Raw genomic sequence first — 16428 nt, 5'->3', positions numbered from 1 at the left:
CGAAGACGTGCCGCTGCAGCCCTACCGCCGGGTCCTCGCCGTTCCCCGCGTCCCCTCGACCATGGCCCTGATGTTCCTGGCGCGGCTGCCGATGACCATGAACGGCGTGATGATGACGCTGTACATCGTCACCGGGCTCGGCCGCGGCTACGGCGCCGCCGGCCTGGTCGGCGCCGGCATCACCCTCGGGATGGCGCTCGGCGCGCCGCTGGTCGGCCGGTGCATCGACCGGTACGGGCTGCGCCCGGTCGTCGCAGTCTGCGGGCTCGCGACCACGGCGTTCTGGTTCGCCGCGCCGCACCTGCCGTACGCGGCGCTCGCCGTGGTCGCGGTCCCGGCCGGTGCGCTCTCGGTGCCGGCGGGCTCGCTGGCGCGGCAGGTGCTGGCCGCGCTCGTCCCGGTGGCGGAGCGCCGGGCGGCGTACTCGCTGGACACCATCTCGATCGAAGCGACGTTCATGATCGGCCCGGCGGCCGGCATCGCGGCGATGACGGCGTTCCCCCCGACGCTCACGCTCAGCGCGCTCGGCGTCCTCTTCGGCGGCACGGCGTGCCTGATCTGGCTGGTCGACCCGCCGATCCGCGACGACCGCGAGCCGATCGTCGACGGCGTCCGCCCGAAGCTGCGCACCTGGCTGTCCTGGCAGCTGGTGGCCACCCTGCTGATCGCGGGCGGCGCGCTGTTCGTGCTGGTCGGCACCGAACTGGCGACGCTGGCGGCTCTACGCGCGAACGGCGACCTCGGCGTGACCGGCCTGGTCATCGCGGTGATGTGCGCGGCCTCGATCCTCGGCGGCATCGTCCACGGCGCGGTCAAGCGGTCACTGCCGCAGGGCGTGCTGATGCTGCTGCTGGCGCTGCTGGTGGTGCCGGTCGGGCTGGCCGACCAGCCGTGGTGGCTGCTGATGCTGGTGCTGATCCCGACGAACCTGCTGTGCGCCCCGACCCTGGCGGCGACCACGGAGACGGTCAGCAAGATCGCCCCGCCGCAGGTCCGCGGCGAGGCGATGGGCCTGCAGGACGCGTCGACCCGGCTCGGCCTGGCGCTGGGCAGCCCGGTGGTCGGCTTCGCGATCGACCACTCGAGCCCGGCGTGGGGCTTCGCGGCGGCGGGCCTCGGCGGCCTGCTGATCGCGGCGGCGGGCCTGCTCCGCCGTCACTCCCGCACCCCGGAGCCGGCCGCCGACCCGCTCCCCGCACTGGCCGAGTCTGCCGCGGCTGGTCGTGAGTGATAAGTCGGGTTCTAACCCGACTTATCACTCACGACCGGCGTCAGCCGCAGGCCGTGCGGAGGGCGTCGAGCTTCTTGACGTTGCGCTGCACCCACTGGGCCACGACCCCGGCGTCCTCGATGCGTTCCTTCTGCACCTCGACGTACGAGCCCGCCATGCCCAGCAGCGCGTTCTTCACGTCCTGGTCCTGGACGTTCGCCGCCAGCTCGCGCAGCCGCTTCTCCTTGTCCGCGGCGCGCGCCTTGAGCTTGTCCGGGTCGACCAGCGGGTTCAGGTCCGCGAGCCCGAGCGCCTCCGTGCACGCGCTCACCTTGTCCGCGGTCCGGCTCCCCTGGTCGACCGCGTCGCTGACCTGGTCGCACCCGCTCAGCAGCAGTGCGGCCCCGGCCAGCAGCGCGGCCGTCGTTCCACCCCTCGTCATGGCGCCAAGGTACCGCTCAGCCCTTGACGCAGACCACCTGCTTGAGGTGCGCCACGACCTCGACCAGGTCCGTCTGCGCCCGGATCACCGAATCGATGTCCTTGTACGCCGCCGGGATCTCGTCGACGACGCCGGAGTCCTTGCGGCATTCGACGCCCGCCGTCTGGGCCGCGAGGTCGTCCGCGGTGAACAGCTTCTTGGCCTTGTTCCGGGACATCCGGCGGCCGGCACCGTGCGACGCCGACTCGAAGGACGCGGTGTTGCCGAGCCCGCGGACGATGTACGAACCGGTCCCCATGCTGCCCGGGATGATCCCGAGGTCACCCGATCCGGCACGGATCGCGCCCTTGCGGGTGACGAGCAACTCCACCCCGTCGTACGTCTCCTCGGCGACGTAGTTGTGGTGGCAGGAGATGGCGTCGTCGAAGCTCGTCTGCGGGACGACGTCCTTCAGCGCCTGCTTCACGAGCGCGACCATCGTGGCGCGGTTGCGCGCCGCGTAGTCCTGCGCCCAGAACAGGTCGCGCCGGTACGCCTGCATCTCCGGCGTGCCGGCGACGAACACGGCGAGGTCGCGGTCCGGCAGGTCGGCGTTGTGCGGCAGCTTCCGCGCGACAGCCATGTGCCGCTCCGCGAGCTCCTTGCCGATGTTGCGCGAACCCGAATGCAGCATCAGCCAGACGCGGCCGTCGTCGTCGAGGCAGACCTCGATGAAGTGGTTCCCGCCACCGAGGCTCCCGATCTGCCGCGCGGCCCGGTCGTGCAGCTCCTGGACGCCTTCGTGCAGCCGGCCGAAGCCCTGCCAGAACGCGTCCCAGCCGCCGACGCCGTGCACCTTGGCCGGGTTCACGGGCGTCTTGTGCAGCCCGAACCCGACCGGAACGGCGCTTTCGATCCGGCGGCGCAGCTTCCCGAGGTCATCCGGCAGGTCGCTCGCGCTGAGCGACGTCCGGACGGCGCTCATGCCGCACCCGATGTCCACCCCGACGGCGGCGGGCGAGACGGCGTCGCGCATGGCGATGACGCTGCCGACGGTCGCGCCCTTGCCGTAGTGCACGTCGGGCATCACGGCGACGCCGTGCACCCACGGCAGGTTGGCGACGTTGTGCAGCTGCCGCATGGCCTGCTCTTCGACCGACGCGGGGTCGGCCCACATCCGGATCGGGACGCGGGCGCCGTCGACAGCGGTGTACATGGTTTTCCTCCCCTGGAAATGGTTTCGCGGTGCCCAGGATCTCCCGGGCACCGCGAATCGCCAAGCGAGTTTCAGCCGTCCACTGTGGTCACTGCTGGGCGATCAGCTCCGCGATCTGCACCGCGTTGAGCGCCGCGCCCTTGCGCAGGTTGTCGTTCGAGATGAACAGCGCCAGCCCGCGGCCGCCCTCGACGCCCTGGTCGGCGCGGATGCGGCCGACGTAGCTCGGGTCGTTGCCCGCCGCCTGCAGCGGGGTCGGGACCTCCGACAGCTCGACGCCCGGCGCGTGCGTGAGCAGCTCGGTCGCACGCTCGACCGTCAGCGGCTGCGCGAACTCCGCGTTCACCGAGATCGAGTGCCCCGAGAACACCGGCACGCGCACGCAGGTGCACGAAACGCCGAGGCCGGGGATGCTCAGGATCTTGCGGCTCTCGTTGCGGAACTTCTTCTCCTCGTCCGTCTCGAGCTCGCCGTCGTCCACAATGGACCCCGCCATCGGCAGGACGTTGAACGCGATCGGGCGGACGTACTTGTTCGGCGCGGGGAAGTCGATCGCCGCACCGTCGTGCGTCAGCAGAGCGGCGTGCTCCGCCCCCGCGCGAACCTGGCCCGCCAGCTCGTCGACGCCGGCCAGCCCGCTGCCGGACACCGCCTGGTACGTCGACGCGACCAGCCGGACCAGCCCGGCCTCGTCGTGCAGCGGCTTCAGCACCGGCATCGCGGCCATGGTGGTGCAGTTGGGGTTCGCGATGATCCCCTTGCGCGCTTCCTTGATGGCCTGCGGGTTGACCTCGCTGACGACCAGCGGCACGTCCGGGTCCATCCGGAACGCCGAGGAGTTGTCGATCACCGTCACGCCCGCCTCGGCGAACCGCGGCGCCTGCGCCTTCGACGTCGACCCGCCCGCGGAGAACAGCGCGATGTCCAAACCGGACGGATCCGCCGTCGACGCGTCTTCGATCGTGATTTCGGTGTCGCGCCAAGGCAGCTTCGAGCCCGCCGAGCGCGCCGAAGCGAAGTACCGGAGCTCGGCGATCGGGAACTCCCGCTCCGCCAGCAGCTTGCGCATCACCGCGCCGACCTGGCCGGTCGCGCCGACCACCCCGACCCGCAGCCCGTCCGCCATCAGCGACCACTCCCCGCGTAGACCACGGCTTCCTCGTCGCCGCCGAGCTCGAACGCGTCGTGGATCGCGCGCACGGCGTCGTCCAGCTGAGCGTCGCGGATCAGCACGGAGATCCGGATTTCCGAGGTGTTGATGATTTCGATGTTGACGCCGGAGTTGGCCAGCGCCTCGCAGAACGTCGCCGTGACACCCGGGTGCGAGCGCATCCCGGCGCCGACCAGCGACACCTTGCCGACGTGGTCGTCGTAGAGCACCGACTCGAAGCCGATCTCCGCCTTGACCTTCTCCAGTTCCTTGACGCCCGCGGCGCCGTTGGCCTTCGAGAGCGTGAACGTGATGTCCGTGCGGCCGGACACCGTGCTGGACACGTTCTGCAGCACCATGTCGATGTCGATCTCGGCGTCGGCGATCACGCGGAAGATCCGGGCCGCGGCACCGGCGTGGTCCGGCACCCCGGTGACCGTGATCTTGGCTTCGGAGCGGTCGTGCGCCACACCGGTGATCAGGGCTTGTTCCACGGGGATCTCCTCGATAGAACCGGTCACCGTCGTGCCCGGCTTGTCACTGTAGGAAGAACGGACTCGGATCGGGACGCCGTAGCGGCGCGCGTACTCGACCGAACGCAGGTGCAGGATCTTCGAGCCGCTGGCGGCGAGCTCCAACATCTCTTCGTAGGTGACGGTGTCGAGCTTCTTCGCGTCCGGCACCACCCGCGGGTCGGCGGTGTACACACCGTCCACATCGGAGTAGATCTCGCAGACGTCGGCGTTGAGCGCGGCGGCCAGCGCGACGGCGGTGGTGTCCGAGCCGCCGCGGCCGAGCGTGGTGATGTCCTTGGTGTCCTGCGCGACCCCCTGGAAACCCGCCACCAGCGCGACGTAACCCTGTTCGAGGGCTTCGGTGACGCGGCTGGGCGTGACGTCGATGATGCGCGCGTTGCCGTGCACCGACGTCGTGACGACGCCGGCCTGCGAACCGGTGAACGACCAAGCTTCGGCGCCCTGGGCCGCGATGGCCATGGCGACCAGCGAGTTCGAGATGCGCTCACCGGCGGTGAGCAGCATGTCCATCTCCCGCTCCGGCGGCGCCGGGTTGACCTGCTGAGCCAGGTCGAGCAGCTCGTCGGTGGTGTCACCCATCGCCGAGCAGACCACCACGACGTCGTTGCCCGCCTTCTTGGTGGCGACGATCCGCTCGGCGACGCGCTTGATCCGGTCGGCACTTTCCAGCGACGATCCGCCGTACTTCTGGACCACGAGGGCCACGCCCGAACCTCCTCGCGGGCCGGGCGGCTCCCTGGTGGGCACCGAGGAGCCCCCGCGTCCCATGATTTGAAGAGGAGCCTACCGGGGCGGGGACGCCCCGCCACCCTCTTGACGTGGGGCGGACCCTTCGCCTGGGTTGTTCGGAAGTAAATCTTCCGTAACACCAACGAAATGCGCGGAGCCCTTCCTCCCGAGTGACGCACAGCACTCGTGGGTATCGTCAAGATCGTGCGAAAGCCAGCTGTGACGAGCGTCCCGATCGCGACCCTGATGGCCGAACGGTGGAGCCCGCGAGCCTACGACGAGTCGGCCGTGGTCACCCCGGAGCAGGTCCGCGCCCTGCTGGAAGCGGCCCGCTGGGCCCCGTCGTTCGGCAACACCCAGCCGGCCCGGTACCTGGTGGGCGTCCGCGGGACACCGGCGTTCGACGCGATCCTGGCGACGCTGAATTCGGGCAACCGCGCGTGGGCGCACCGAGCGGGGCTGCTGCTGATCGGCGTGGTGGTGACGACGAACGAAAAGGGCTCGGTGCCGTACGCCGAGTACGGGCTCGGGCTGGCTTCGGAGAACCTCGTGCTGCAGGCGGTGGAGCTGGGGTTGGTCGCGCACCAGATGGCGGGGTTCTCGGCTGCCGAGGCGAGTGCCGCGTTCTCACTGCCGGCCGAAGCGGTCCCGAAGGTGGCGATCGCGGTGGGGTCGCCGGCTTCGCCGGAGGTGCTGGCGGAGGACTGGCGGATCGAGCGCGAGAAGGCCGAGCGGGTGCGGGTGCCGCTGGAGGAGTTCGCGTTCACGGATCGGTGGGGCAAGCCGGCACTGTAACCGCAGCCGCCGAATAGCGACTCCTCCGGCAGGAGGTGGCGATGGACGAGACGCACAACCGGGCATCGGGCAGCGGCATCGGGCAGTTCGGCACCGTGTACGGGAACGTGACGATCAACGCCGGACTGGCGCCCGAGTCGTCGCCGCCGGATGTGCTGAGCCCGGTCGAAGCGGGCCGGATAGCCGCACGGCTGGCGCCCCAGCTGCGGCTAGAAGGCCCGGACGACTTCCCCTCGGTCTACGGCGAACTGGCGGCACTGCCGCCACCCGATGCGGCGGCCGTCTTCCGGTGTCTGCCGCACGAGTACGTCGGACCGCTCCTGCGCCGGATGCCGGTTCCACTCGCCGACCGGATGCTGCCGCTGCTCGGCCTCGACTACCTGCGCGAACTGGTGGACCTCGGCGACTTGGCCCCCTTCTCCACCGGACGGCTGCTGAGCCGCATTCGCACCGAAGACGCGGTCCGGCTGCTGCGCGAGCTCCCGGCGGAAATCGCGATGGACCTGCTCAGCTGGCTACACCGAGCCGAGACGCGGTCACCGGACGCACCCGAGGAGCACGAAGCGTGCTTCATGGCGGCCGAACGGATTTGGACGGCGCTGGTCCGTCCTTAGGAAGCGCCGCCCACCCGGCGGATCACCTTCGCGAGGATGCCCGACACCACGAGCCAGAACACCGCCGCGATGCCGTAGTTCACCAGGACGCGCAGCTTCTCGTCACTCGGTGTGAACAGGTCGCTGAACCCCAGCGCCAGGCCGTCCGCCCAGGACTTCACGAACGAGACGATGCCGTTGTCCGGGTTGGCCGAGCCGACCGTGAAGATCACGTGGATCACCAGGAACGCGGCGAAGACCAGACCCACCCAGCGGACGATCGACGCCGCCACCGATGCCAGCCGGCCCCGGGTGCGGCGCCAGTCGACGGGAGCCCGGCGGGAGACCTTGGTCTCCTCCGACGACGACTCTGCGTGCTCAGCCATGACCGCAGTTTCGCACGGCCACCGTCCAATTGCTACCCACAGGTAACCCCAGGAAGGGGGCGCCCGGCTTCCCTCATCCCGCGTTGCGTGGTTATGGTGGAGCCGTGGCGCGTGCTCTCCTGCTTCGCTGCCGCGACGGGGCCTGACCGGACCGGCTCCCCGTCGCGGGGCTTCGTGGTGCCGGTCGCACCCGTCGAGCTGGAGACACCCTCAAACCCATGAGCAAGATCCGCAAGCCCTCTCGTCCCGCGCCCGCTGACCAGCCCGCTTGGAACACCCAGCGCGGCACGTCCATGCCGGTCCACCGCTACCGCCCCTGGTACGACCTCGTCGAGAACATCGACCTGCCCGACCGCACCTGGCCCGCCAAGCGCATCGAGCGCGCGCCGCTGTGGTGCGCCGTCGACCTGCGGGACGGCAACCAGGCCCTGATCGACCCGATGTCGCCCGCGCGCAAGCGGAAGTTCTTCGACCTGCTCGTGCGCATGGGCTACAAGGAGATCGAGGTCGGGTTCCCGGCCGCGTCGCAGACCGACTTCGACTTCGTCCGCGAGATCATCGAAGAGCACGCCATCCCGGACGACGTCAGCATCCAGGTGCTGACCCAGTGCCGCCCGGAGCTGATCGAGCGGACCTTCAAGTCCCTCGAAGGCGCGCCGCGCGCGATCGTCCACATCTACAACTCGACGTCGATCCTGCAGCGCCGCGTGGTGTTCCGCGAGGAGCGCGAGGGCATCAAGAAGATCGCGACGCAGGCCGCCGAAATGGTCGTCGAGCTGGCCGAAAAGCAGCCCGACACCGACTTCCGGTTCCAGTACTCGCCGGAGTCCTACACCGGCACCGAGCTGTCCTACGCGCTCGAGGTCTGCGACGCCGTCACCGAGATCTGGCAGCCGACGCCGGAGAAGCCGGTGATCCTGAACCTGCCGGCGACCGTCGAGATGGCGTCGCCGAACGTCTACGCCGACTCGATCGAGTGGATGAGCCGTAACCTGGCCCGCCGCGACTCGGTCATCCTGTCGCTGCACCCGCACAACGACCGCGGAACCGGCATCGCCGCCGCCGAGCTGGGCTTCCAGGCCGGCGCCGACCGGATCGAAGGCTGCCTGTTCGGCAACGGCGAGCGCACCGGCAACGTCGACCTGGTCGCGCTGGGCATGAACCTCTACAGCCAGGGCATCGACCCGCAGATCGACTTCTCGGACATGGACGAGATCAAGCGGACGGTCGAGTACTGCAACCAGCTGCCGGTGGCCGAGCGCTCGCCGTGGGGTGGCGACCTGGTGTTCACCGCGTTCTCCGGCAGCCACCAGGACGCGATCAACAAGGGCCTCGACGCACTGAAGGACGCCGCCGACAAGGCGGGCGTACCGGTCGAGGAGTACCCGTGGGAGGTCCCGTACCTGCCGATCGACCCGAAGGACGTCGGCCGCACGTACGAGGCCGTCATCCGGGTGAACTCGCAGTCCGGCAAGGGCGGCGTCGCCTACATCATGAAGGCCGAGCACCAGCTCGACCTGCCGCGGCGCCTGCAGATCGAGTTCTCGAAGGTCATCCAGCGCCACACCGACTCCGAGGGCGGCGAGGTCGACCCGACGACGATGTGGAACGCGTTCTCGGCCGAGTACCTGGAGCTGAAGACGCCGCTGGAGCTGGTCCGCCAGCACGTCCGCGACAACGGCGACGGCGAGTACGACATCACCGCGACCGTCCGCGTCGAGGGGGACGAGCACGAGGTCACCGGCCGCGGCAACGGCCCGATCGCGGCGTTCTTCGACGCGCTGTCCACGGTGGGCTTCGACCTGCGGCTGCTGGACTACAGCGAGCACACGCTCTCGCCGGGCGACGACGCGCGCGCCGCGTCGTACATCGAGTGCGCGATCTCGGACCGGGTGTTCTGGGGCATCGGCGTCGACCCGTCGATCGTGACGGCGTCGCTGCGCGCGGTCGTGTCGGCGGTGAACCGCGCCAACCGCTGAACCTGTGGGCCGCCTGTCGGGTTCCTGTGAGTCCCCGGTGATCGGGAGTGCTCCACGCCCGGCAGGCGGTTAATGGAGGTGTGGACGCGACTACGGCGGGATTGCTGGTGCTGTTCGTCGTCTCGCTGGTGCCGCTGCTGCCCACCGAGGTGACGATCCTCGGGATGGGCGTCGCGGCGGCGCAGGGCGGGACGTCGCTGGCGCTGGTGATCGCCGTGGCCTCGGCCGGGTGCCTGGTCTCGGACCAGGCGCTCTACGCACTCGGCCGGTTCGGTGGCCGGGCGGCGCTGGACCGGCTGAGCCGGCGGCGGAAGATCGCCGCCGGCATCGGCTGGTTCGACGGACGGCTGCAGCGCCACCCCCGGCCGGTGCTCGTGGCCGCCCGCTGGCTGCCGTCGGGCGGGACGATCGGCGCGCTCCTCGCCGGCTCCCTCCGGTGGCCGGCGGCGGAGTTCTTCACCGCGTCGGCCGTCGGCGTCACGCTCTGGACGTCGTACGTCGCCCTCCTCGGCTACGCGGGCGGCCAGATCATCACCGAACCCGGGATCAGCATGCTGCTCTCCCTGGGCGTCGCCCTGGTCCTGGGTTCGGCGATCACCTACGGCGTGAAACGCGGCGCTAAAGCGACTTGAGGATGTCCGCCGGCTCGGTCCGGGTCACGAAGTCCGGGTGGACGTCGACGAACCGGAGCCGCCGGTCCCGGTCGACCACGACGACGGCCGGGTGGACCAGCTCCCAGGCGCCGTTGACCTGCTCGAGGTCCGTGCCGAGCGCCTGCATCGCCGCCCGGACCTCGGCGGACACCGGATAGCTCAGCCCGAGCCCGCGCGCGACGGTGCTGCCGACGTCCGAGAGCACCGGGAACTCCAGGTCCGGGAGGGGGCCGTCGGCCTTCTGTGGGCTGATGGCGACCAGGCTCGCGCCGGACCGGCCCAGCTCCGGCAGCAGTTCCCGCTGGTACGTGCGCAGCGTCAGGTTGCAGTACGGGCACCACTGGCCGCGGTAGAACACGAGCACCGCCGGCCCGTCGGCGACGAGCGCGCCCAGGCTCACCGGCACGCCATCGGCCCCCGGCAGCGTGAAGTCGTCGATCTTGTCGCCCACCTCGGCGAACTTCGTCGCGGCCGCCTGGCGCCGGCCCGCTTCCAGGACCTCGAAGATCTCCGGCGGCAGCGCCCCGCGGGCGTGCGCGTTGACGTCGGAAAGGTCGTTGTTGAGCGTCATGGATCCCCCTAGCGGTTGTACTGATCGGTACAGTGGGGCGAACTGTACTATCCGGTACATGGAGACGCAAGCGGCCGCCACGACCCCGCGCGGGAAACGGACGCGGGACGCGATCGTCGAGGCGGCGGCGGGACTGATGTACGTCGACGGCGTCGCGGGCACGAGCGTCGACAAGGTGCTCGCCGCGAGCGGGGCCGGGAAATCGCAGATGTACCACTACTTCAAGAACAAGGAGCAGCTGGTCGCGGCCGTGATCGACCGGTACCTCGAGCAGGTGCTGGCCAACCAGCCGGCGATCTTCACGCTCTCCTCGTGGGCCGATCTCGAGACCTGGACCGAGCAACTGCTGGACGTCCACCGCCGCGCGGGCGGGCCGATCGCGTGCCCGCTGGGCAACCTCGCCGGCGAAGTGGGCGACAACCCTCAGCTCGCGCCATTGGTCGACCAGGCTTACCGGACGTGGGAATCCCACCTGGAGCGCGGGCTGACCACGTTGCGGGACAACGGAGAACTGACCGCGGACGCCGACCCGGCGCGGCTGGCGCAGGCGGCGATGACGTCCGTCCACGGTGGACTGTTGCTGGCCCACATCCGGCACGACCTCACGGCACTGGAGGACGCGCTCGGGATCGCGCTCACCTACCTGCGTTCCCACGCCCGGTCGTGAGTGTTTAGGACGGTTAGAACCGTCCTAAACACTCACGACCTGGTGAGCTGGGCGACCTCCGCGGCCAGCTCCTCGATCACCTTCGCCACCGCCGGGCGTTGCAGCGCGCCCGTCCGGCACACCGCCTCCACGAGCCGCGCCGCGCGGATGCCGGCCAGCGGCCTGCTGACCAGCCCGCTGCCGCGGCGGGTGTCGATCGTGTAGCGGGGCACCAGCGCGATGCCGTGGCCCGCCGCGACCAGCCGCTCGGTGATCCGGAAGTCGTTGATCCGCTGGACGACCACCGGCCGCACGCCGGTGCGGATGGTCAGCGAGCGCAGCACGTCGTCCACCGGGAAGCCGTGGTCGACGCCGATCCAGCGTTCGTCGGCCAGCTCCGCCAGCTCCACGCGCCGCTTGGCCGCCAGCCGGTGCCCGACCGGCAGCGCGACGTCGAGCGGCTCCCGCAGCAGCGGCACGACGTCGAGGCGGCCGGCGTCGAACTCCGGCGCGTGCTCGTCGCGGTGCGCCACGACGACGTCGTAGTCCGCGACCAGGCCCGGCACCTCGGGCGGGGTCATGTCGACGTCCCGGACGTCGACCTCCAGGCCGTCGTAGCCGGCGACGCGGGTCAGCAGCCCGGGCAGCAGCATCAGCCCGGCCGACTGGAAGATCGCGAGCCGCACCCGCCCGCGCGGCGCGCTGCGGTAGGTGTCCAATTCGGACTCGGCGCGCTCGAGCGCGGCCAGCACCTCGTCGGCGCGGGCGACCAGCGCGCGGCCCGCGTCGGTCAGCCGCAGCCCGCGGCCGGCCGGCTCGGTGAGCGGCAGCCCGACCTCGCCCTGCAGCGCGCGCAACTGCTGCGAGACGGCTGACGGCGTGCAGTGCAACGCCCGCGCGGCCGCCGTCACGCTCCCGCGGTCGGCGAACTCGCGCAGGGTGCGCAACCGGCCCAGATCCACGGCCCCAGCATATGTGAAGCGGCGCTACAAGGTTCCTGCAGATATTCTCGCTGGTCCTTCACGATCGCCCCCGTCACAGTGGAGGCATGCCCGCTCGTGACCGCCTGCTCGCCGTGCTCGTCGCCGTCCTCTGGGGACTCAACTTCCTCGCCATCCACGCCACGCTCGGCCAGTTCCCGCCGGTGTTCGCGGGCGCGCTGCGGTTCGCCGTCATCGCCGTGCCGACGATCCTGTTCGTGCCGTGGCCGAAGGTGAAGGTGCGGCACCTGCTCGGTTACGGCCTCGGCTTCGGCACCGGGCAGTTCGCGTTCCTGTTCATCGCGATGGACACCGGGATGCCGACCGGGCTCGCGTCGCTGGTGCTGCAGGCGTCGGCGCCGTTCACGGTGCTGCTCGGCGCCGTCTTCCTGCGTGAACGCGTCACGCCGCACCAGCTGGCCGGCATCGCGCTGGCCGTCGCCGGGATGGTTGCGATCGCGTGGCAGCAGTCCGGGCACGCCGCCCTGCTACCCATGGTGCTGACCCTGCTGGGCGCGCTGAGCTGGGCGTTCGGCAACCTGAGCACGCGCCGGGCCGAGCCGGACAACCCACTGCACTTCACGCTGTGGATGTCGGTGGTGCCGCCGCTGCCGATGTTCGCGCTCTCGCTGGTCATGGAGGGCCCGGCCGCGCAGTGGCGTTCGCTGACCACGCTCGGCACCCCGACCGGGCTGACCGCGCTCGGCGGCCTGACCTACGTCGTGCTGATCGGCACCGTCGTCGGGTCGGGGCTGTGGACGACGCTGATGCGGCGCAACCCGGCCGGCGTCGTGTCGCCGTTCTCGCTGCTGGTGCCGGTGGTCGGGCTGTCGGCCTCGTTCGTCTTCCTCGGCGAACGGCCGACCGGCCTGGAGATCGGCGCGGCCGCCGTCGTGATCGCCGGGGTGCTGCTGGGCTCGCTGCGGTTCACGCGCAAGCCCGCACCGGAGCTGGTGACGGTCTAGGCCGCCGTCTCCTCCTGCTTCGGGGTCTCTTCTTCGCCCTCATGGGCGCGGCCGAGGCGCTTCTTCATGACGAAGAAGACGACGATGCCGATGACGACCGCGGCGACCAGGCCGAACTTGGAGAACCGGCCGAGCCACTCTTCGGCGACGACGCCGAGGTAGTAGACGAGCACGGTGGTGCCGCCCGCCCAGACGATGCCGCCGGCCGCGTTCGCCAGCAGGAACTTCGGGTAGTGCATGCGCAGCGAGCCGGCGAGCGGGCCGGCGAGGATGCGCAGGAACGCGATGAAGCGGCCGAGGAAGACGGCCCACACGCCGCGCTTGTCGAAGATGCGTTCGGCGTTGGCGAGGTGCGTCGGTCCGAAGTGCTTCGGGAATTTCCGGCCGGCCCAGGCGAACAGCCGCTGGCCACCGGTTTTCCCGATGAAATAGCCGATGCTGTCGCCGATGATGGCGCCGGCACTGGCGAGGATCGCGATCCACAGCGGACTCAGCGTGTCGTGCTGCGAGGCCAGCAAGGCCGCGCTGACCAGCACGATTTCGCCGGGGAGCGGGATGCCGAGGCTCTCGATCATGATCACCGCACCGACGATCAGGTACACCGAGAGCGGCGGGATCGCCTCCAGCCATTGGTCGATGTGCACTGTTCGTACCCCCTGGTACTCCGGAATCTGCTTTCCGCAGGGTACCGGGGGCGGGGCGCTCCGGGCGGCCTACTCAGGTATTGCCAGGGGTCCTACTTTGGTGGGGGTCACCCGAGCGCGGCGAGAGCGGGCGCGACCGGGAAATCCCCGGAAACGACGTCGAACCCGCGGTTTTCGGTGAGCGGTTCGGCCAGCGCCCCGACGAGCACGGCGGCGACGTCCTGCCGCGCGATCCGCCCGGGTTCGAGGTGCCCGGCGACCTTGACGCGGCCGTTGGCGGGCCCGTCGGTGAGCGTCCCGGGCCGGACGATGGTCCAGGTCAGCGCCGATTTCCGGAGGGCGCTGTCGGAGATCTGCTTGGCGAAGAGGATCGACCGGACGAGCCGATCGCCCTGGTCCGGCGAGTCGGCGAACTGGGCGGAGAGCTGGATGTACCGCGGCACCCCGGCCCGTTCGGCGGCGCGGATGGCGGTGATGGCCCCGTCGCGGTCGACGAGGTTCACCGATTCGGGTTCCGGGTCGGGGGCGCCGATGGCGTTGATGACGACGTCGGAGTCCTTGAGGACTTCGACGAGGTCGTCCGGATCGGCGGTGACGTCGGCGAGAACGGGTTTGGCGTTCTCGATGCCGCGGAGGAGTTCGGCCCGCCGTCTGCTGCGAAGCCCGGCTTTCACGGTGTGACCTCTGGCGGCGAGCAGGCGGACTACGTGGAAGCCGGTTCGTCCGGTCGCGCCGAGCACGGTGACCTGCATGAGTCGATCGTCTCGCAGGTGGGGCCGCTCCGCCGGACGAGTTGTCCACAGGGTTCACCCCCATGTGGACAACTCGGCGGCGCGGGGTGGCGGCGCGGAAACGACGTGAATGACTCATTCCTGTCGTCACGGGAAGCGCTGCTCAGTCCTCGGCCAGTGCGGCCGCCCGGGACCGCAGGTACCCCTGCTCCGGCACGCTCAACGTCCGCCCCGCCGCGGCCAGGTACGCCTCGCGCGCCCCGACCACATCACCCGACAGCTCCAGCAAGTGCGCCCGCACCGCGTCGACCCGGTGGTGCGTAGCCAACGCCGGGTCCGAAGCCGCCGCGGACAGCTCTGCCAAGCCCGCCGAAGGGCCCGACACCTGGGCCAACGCCACCACCCGGTTCAACGTCACCATCGGGCCCGGCGCCACCACGCGCAGCAGGTCGTACAACGTCAAGATCTGCGCCCAGTCCGTCTCCTCCGTCGACGACGCCTCGGCGTGCACCGCCGCGATCGCCGCCTGGAGCTGGTACGGGCCGACCGGGGACGATGCCAGCGCGGCCGTGATCAGCGAAACCCCCTCCGCGATGTACCCCTGGTTCCACAGCGTCCGATCCTGCGCGGCCAGCGGCACCAGCTCGCCCGACGCCGACACCCGCGCCGGGCGGCGGGCGTCCGTCAGCAGCATCAACGCCAGCAAGCCCGTCACCTCGCCGTCCGACGGCAGCGACGAACGCAGCCGGCGGGTCAGCCGGATCGCCTCCGTGGTCAGCTCGACGCGGTTCACCTCTTCACCGGAACTCGCCGTGTGGCCCTCCGGGAAGATCAGGTACAGCACCTCCAGCACGCGGGCCGGCGAGCCCGACGCGACGAACCGCTCGCCGCGCAGGGAGCGCTTCGCGCGGCTGATGCGCTGGCCGATCGTGGCCTCCGGGACCAGGAACGCCCGCGCGATCTCCGCCGTCGTCAGGCCGCCGACCGCGCGCAGCGTCAGCGCCACCTGCGACGGCCGTGAGAGCGACGGGTGGCAGCACAGCAGCAACAACGTCAACGTGTCGTCGACGCCGACCGGCTCCGGGTCCGGGGGCTCGGCCATGGCCACCGCCTCTTCACGGCGTTGGCGGGCCGTCTCGCTGCGCAGCTGCTCGATGCGCCGCCGGGACGCCGTCGTGATCAGCCAGCCCTTCGGGTTGTCCGGTAGCCCGGCCGACGGCCACTGCCGGGACGCCGCCAGCAGCGCCTCCTGGACCGCGTCCTCGCACGCGTCGAAGTCGCCGTAGCGGCGGACCAGCGCCGCCACGACCTGCGGGGTCAGCGAACGCAGGAGGTCGGCGATCACCGCAGCCCCATCACCGGCCGCACCTCGACCACCCCGAACGACGCCTCCGGGACGCGGCCGGCGATCTCGGTCGCGCGCTCGAGGCTCTCGCAGTCCAGCAGGTAGAAGCCGGCGAGGAACTCCTTGGCCTCGGCGAACGGGCCGTCCGTCGTCAGGACACCGCCCTCGCCGGCGCGGACCTGTTTCGCCGACTCCGGGAACGCCAGCCGCTCGGACACGATCCGCTCGCCGGAGGCGTCGAGGTCGTCGTTGAGCTGCTGGTAGTACGCCAGCCCGGCCGCGCGCTGCTCCTCGGTCATGCCCTCCCACGCCGCGCGCGACTCGGGGTTGCCGTAGATCAACACCACGTATTTCACGAACGCCTCCCGCTGGATGTCGAAATCCGCCCGGTGGCCGCTACGTCCCCGGTGAACCGACCACCACCCCAGGAGGATGGCATGACCGAGCAGGACGACAAGCGGATTCGCGAACTCGTGGCCGCGCGCGCCAAGGCGATGACCGAGCGTGACGCCGAGGCACTCGCCGCGCAGTGCGCACCGGAACTCCTCGCCTACACCCTGGCCCCGCCGCTCGCGCACCGCGGCGAAGACGTCGAGGCGCGAAAGGCCTGGTTCGCGAGCTTCGACGGGCCGATCGAGTACGAGGTCCGCGACCTCGAAGTCACCGTCGGGGGCGACGTCGCCTTCAGCCACTCCCTCACCCGGCTGTCGACGACGCCGAAGGGCGCGCCGGCGAAGTTCGACCTCTGGTTCCGGTCGACGACCGGCTTCCGCCGGGAGCACGGCGAGTGGCGGATCACGCACGTCCACGACTCGACGCCGTTCTACATGGACGGCACGATGAGCGCCGCGCTGGACCTCAAGCCCTGAAACCGAGAG

The 16428-nt window shown here is 70.7% G+C and carries 19 protein-coding genes; 8 read left to right on the top strand and 11 right to left on the bottom strand.

Features of this window, described 5'->3' with window-relative positions; all coding sequences use genetic code 11:
* The first annotated feature begins 61 nt into the window (after positions 1 to 61).
* Complete coding sequence (locus SD460_RS08880) at positions 62 to 1231, top strand: MFS transporter (protein ID WP_290055785.1); 1170 nt, start codon at positions 62 to 64, stop codon at positions 1229 to 1231.
* A gap of 40 nt (positions 1232 to 1271) precedes the next feature.
* Here the strand turns inward: SD460_RS08880 and SD460_RS08875 are convergent, their stop codons facing one another.
* The 4 genes from SD460_RS08875 to SD460_RS08860 form a co-directional block, all read right to left on the bottom strand.
* Positions 1272 to 1652 carry a DUF8711 family protein gene (locus tag SD460_RS08875; protein WP_318306050.1) on the bottom strand — a complete coding sequence of 127 codons (381 nt, stop codon included), beginning with the start codon at positions 1650 to 1652 and terminating at the stop codon, positions 1272 to 1274.
* 16 nt (positions 1653 to 1668) lie between these two features.
* Positions 1669 to 2847, bottom strand: coding sequence for an RtcB family protein (locus SD460_RS08870; RefSeq protein ID WP_290055773.1), 1179 nt, complete (start codon positions 2845 to 2847; stop codon positions 1669 to 1671).
* 88 nt (positions 2848 to 2935) lie between these two features.
* Positions 2936 to 3973, bottom strand: coding sequence for an aspartate-semialdehyde dehydrogenase (locus SD460_RS08865; RefSeq protein WP_290055772.1), 1038 nt, complete (start codon positions 3971 to 3973; stop codon positions 2936 to 2938).
* Positions 3973 to 5238: an aspartate kinase gene (locus SD460_RS08860; RefSeq protein WP_290055771.1), complete on the bottom strand. Its 1266-nt coding sequence runs from the start codon at positions 5236 to 5238 to the stop codon at positions 3973 to 3975. The genes SD460_RS08865 and SD460_RS08860 overlap by 1 nt, the downstream gene beginning before the upstream one ends.
* 228 nt (positions 5239 to 5466) lie before the next feature.
* On the opposite strand from SD460_RS08860, the gene SD460_RS08855 reads away from it, so the two are divergent.
* Together SD460_RS08855 and SD460_RS08850 are read left to right on the top strand one after the other, a co-directional pair.
* A complete protein-coding gene (locus SD460_RS08855; protein ID WP_290055770.1) occupies positions 5467 to 6057 on the top strand; it encodes a nitroreductase family protein in 591 nt (196 codons plus the stop codon).
* 41 nt (positions 6058 to 6098) lie between these two features.
* The gene (locus SD460_RS08850; RefSeq protein WP_290055769.1) at positions 6099 to 6671 is read left to right on the top strand and encodes a hypothetical protein; all 573 of its coding nucleotides are present in this window, start codon (positions 6099 to 6101) and stop codon (positions 6669 to 6671) included.
* On the opposite strand, the gene SD460_RS08845 is transcribed toward SD460_RS08850, so the two are convergent.
* Positions 6668 to 7036 (bottom strand): hypothetical protein, encoded by a 369-nt coding sequence (locus tag SD460_RS08845; RefSeq protein WP_290055767.1) that lies wholly within the window; start codon positions 7034 to 7036, stop codon positions 6668 to 6670. The two genes, SD460_RS08850 and SD460_RS08845, sit on opposite strands and share 4 nt — an antisense overlap.
* A 218-nt stretch (positions 7037 to 7254) precedes the next feature.
* Here SD460_RS08845 and leuA point away from each other — a divergent pair, with 218 nt between their 5' ends.
* Together leuA and SD460_RS08835 are read left to right on the top strand one after the other, a co-directional pair.
* A complete protein-coding gene (leuA, locus tag SD460_RS08840; RefSeq protein WP_290055766.1) occupies positions 7255 to 9015 on the top strand; it encodes a 2-isopropylmalate synthase in 1761 nt (586 codons plus the stop codon).
* A gap of 80 nt (positions 9016 to 9095) precedes the next feature.
* Complete coding sequence (locus SD460_RS08835; RefSeq protein ID WP_290055765.1) at positions 9096 to 9647, top strand: DedA family protein; 552 nt, start codon at positions 9096 to 9098, stop codon at positions 9645 to 9647.
* Here SD460_RS08835 and SD460_RS08830 read toward each other — a convergent pair.
* Positions 9634 to 10239, bottom strand: coding sequence for a peroxiredoxin-like family protein (locus SD460_RS08830; protein ID WP_290055764.1), 606 nt, complete (start codon positions 10237 to 10239; stop codon positions 9634 to 9636). The genes SD460_RS08835 and SD460_RS08830 overlap by 14 nt on opposite strands.
* A gap of 58 nt (positions 10240 to 10297) precedes the next feature.
* On the opposite strand from SD460_RS08830, the gene SD460_RS08825 reads away from it, so the two are divergent.
* Positions 10298 to 10906, top strand: coding sequence for a TetR/AcrR family transcriptional regulator (locus SD460_RS08825; RefSeq protein WP_290055763.1), 609 nt, complete (start codon positions 10298 to 10300; stop codon positions 10904 to 10906).
* A 32-nt stretch (positions 10907 to 10938) separates the two neighbouring features.
* Here the strand turns inward: SD460_RS08825 and SD460_RS08820 are convergent, their stop codons facing one another.
* Positions 10939 to 11847, bottom strand: a complete 909-nt coding sequence (locus SD460_RS08820; RefSeq protein ID WP_318306049.1) for a LysR family transcriptional regulator — start codon at positions 11845 to 11847, stop codon at positions 10939 to 10941.
* An 86-nt stretch (positions 11848 to 11933) separates the two neighbouring features.
* Here SD460_RS08820 and SD460_RS08815 point away from each other — a divergent pair, with 86 nt between their 5' ends.
* Complete coding sequence (locus tag SD460_RS08815) at positions 11934 to 12830, top strand: EamA family transporter (protein WP_290055761.1); 897 nt, start codon at positions 11934 to 11936, stop codon at positions 12828 to 12830.
* Here SD460_RS08815 and SD460_RS08810 read toward each other — a convergent pair.
* The 4 genes from SD460_RS08810 to SD460_RS08795 form a co-directional block, all read right to left on the bottom strand.
* The gene (locus SD460_RS08810) at positions 12827 to 13474 is read right to left on the bottom strand and encodes a DedA family protein (RefSeq protein WP_290055760.1); all 648 of its coding nucleotides are present in this window, start codon (positions 13472 to 13474) and stop codon (positions 12827 to 12829) included. The two genes, SD460_RS08815 and SD460_RS08810, sit on opposite strands and share 4 nt — an antisense overlap.
* Positions 13475 to 13581: 107 nt before the next feature.
* Complete coding sequence (locus SD460_RS08805; protein WP_290055759.1) at positions 13582 to 14226, bottom strand: SDR family oxidoreductase; 645 nt, start codon at positions 14224 to 14226, stop codon at positions 13582 to 13584.
* 142 nt (positions 14227 to 14368) lie between these two features.
* Positions 14369 to 15550 (bottom strand): RNA polymerase sigma factor, encoded by a 1182-nt coding sequence (locus SD460_RS08800; RefSeq protein ID WP_290055758.1) that lies wholly within the window; start codon positions 15548 to 15550, stop codon positions 14369 to 14371.
* Positions 15547 to 15906 (bottom strand): YciI family protein, encoded by a 360-nt coding sequence (locus SD460_RS08795; RefSeq protein WP_290055757.1) that lies wholly within the window; start codon positions 15904 to 15906, stop codon positions 15547 to 15549. The genes SD460_RS08800 and SD460_RS08795 overlap by 4 nt, the downstream gene beginning before the upstream one ends.
* Positions 15907 to 15987: 81 nt before the next feature.
* Between SD460_RS08795 and SD460_RS08790 the strand changes: the two genes are divergently transcribed.
* Complete coding sequence (locus SD460_RS08790; RefSeq protein ID WP_290055756.1) at positions 15988 to 16419, top strand: YybH family protein; 432 nt, start codon at positions 15988 to 15990, stop codon at positions 16417 to 16419.
* Positions 16420 to 16428: the final 9 nt, after the last annotated feature.

The organism is Amycolatopsis solani, assembly GCF_033441515.1.
Classification (GTDB): Bacteria; Actinomycetota; Actinomycetes; order Mycobacteriales; family Pseudonocardiaceae; genus Amycolatopsis; species Amycolatopsis solani.
This window is presented reverse-complemented; position numbering and strand designations above follow the sequence as displayed.

Bases quoted from the DNA above. Each gene is read 5' to 3' on its own strand.
- SD460_RS08875 (WP_318306050.1), bottom strand. From the start codon at position 1,652: ATGACGAGGGGTGGAACGACGGCCGCGCTGCTGGCCGGGGCCGCACTG.
- SD460_RS08880 (WP_290055785.1), top strand. From the start codon at position 62: ATGGCCCTGATGTTCCTGGCGCGGCTGCCGATGACCATGAACGGCGTG.
- SD460_RS08805 (WP_290055759.1), bottom strand. From the start codon at position 14,226: ATGCAGGTCACCGTGCTCGGCGCGACCGGACGAACCGGCTTCCACGTA.
- SD460_RS08870 (WP_290055773.1), bottom strand. From the start codon at position 2,847: ATGTACACCGCTGTCGACGGCGCCCGCGTCCCGATCCGGATGTGGGCC.
- SD460_RS08830 (WP_290055764.1), bottom strand. From the start codon at position 10,239: ATGACGCTCAACAACGACCTTTCCGACGTCAACGCGCACGCCCGCGGG.
- SD460_RS08865 (WP_290055772.1), bottom strand. From the start codon at position 3,973: ATGGCGGACGGGCTGCGGGTCGGGGTGGTCGGCGCGACCGGCCAGGTC.
- SD460_RS08790 (WP_290055756.1), top strand. From the start codon at position 15,988: ATGACCGAGCAGGACGACAAGCGGATTCGCGAACTCGTGGCCGCGCGC.
- SD460_RS08815 (WP_290055761.1), top strand. From the start codon at position 11,934: ATGCCCGCTCGTGACCGCCTGCTCGCCGTGCTCGTCGCCGTCCTCTGG.
- leuA (WP_290055766.1), top strand. From the start codon at position 7,255: ATGAGCAAGATCCGCAAGCCCTCTCGTCCCGCGCCCGCTGACCAGCCC.
- SD460_RS08850 (WP_290055769.1), top strand. From the start codon at position 6,099: ATGGACGAGACGCACAACCGGGCATCGGGCAGCGGCATCGGGCAGTTC.
- SD460_RS08825 (WP_290055763.1), top strand. From the start codon at position 10,298: ATGGAGACGCAAGCGGCCGCCACGACCCCGCGCGGGAAACGGACGCGG.
- SD460_RS08845 (WP_290055767.1), bottom strand. From the start codon at position 7,036: ATGGCTGAGCACGCAGAGTCGTCGTCGGAGGAGACCAAGGTCTCCCGC.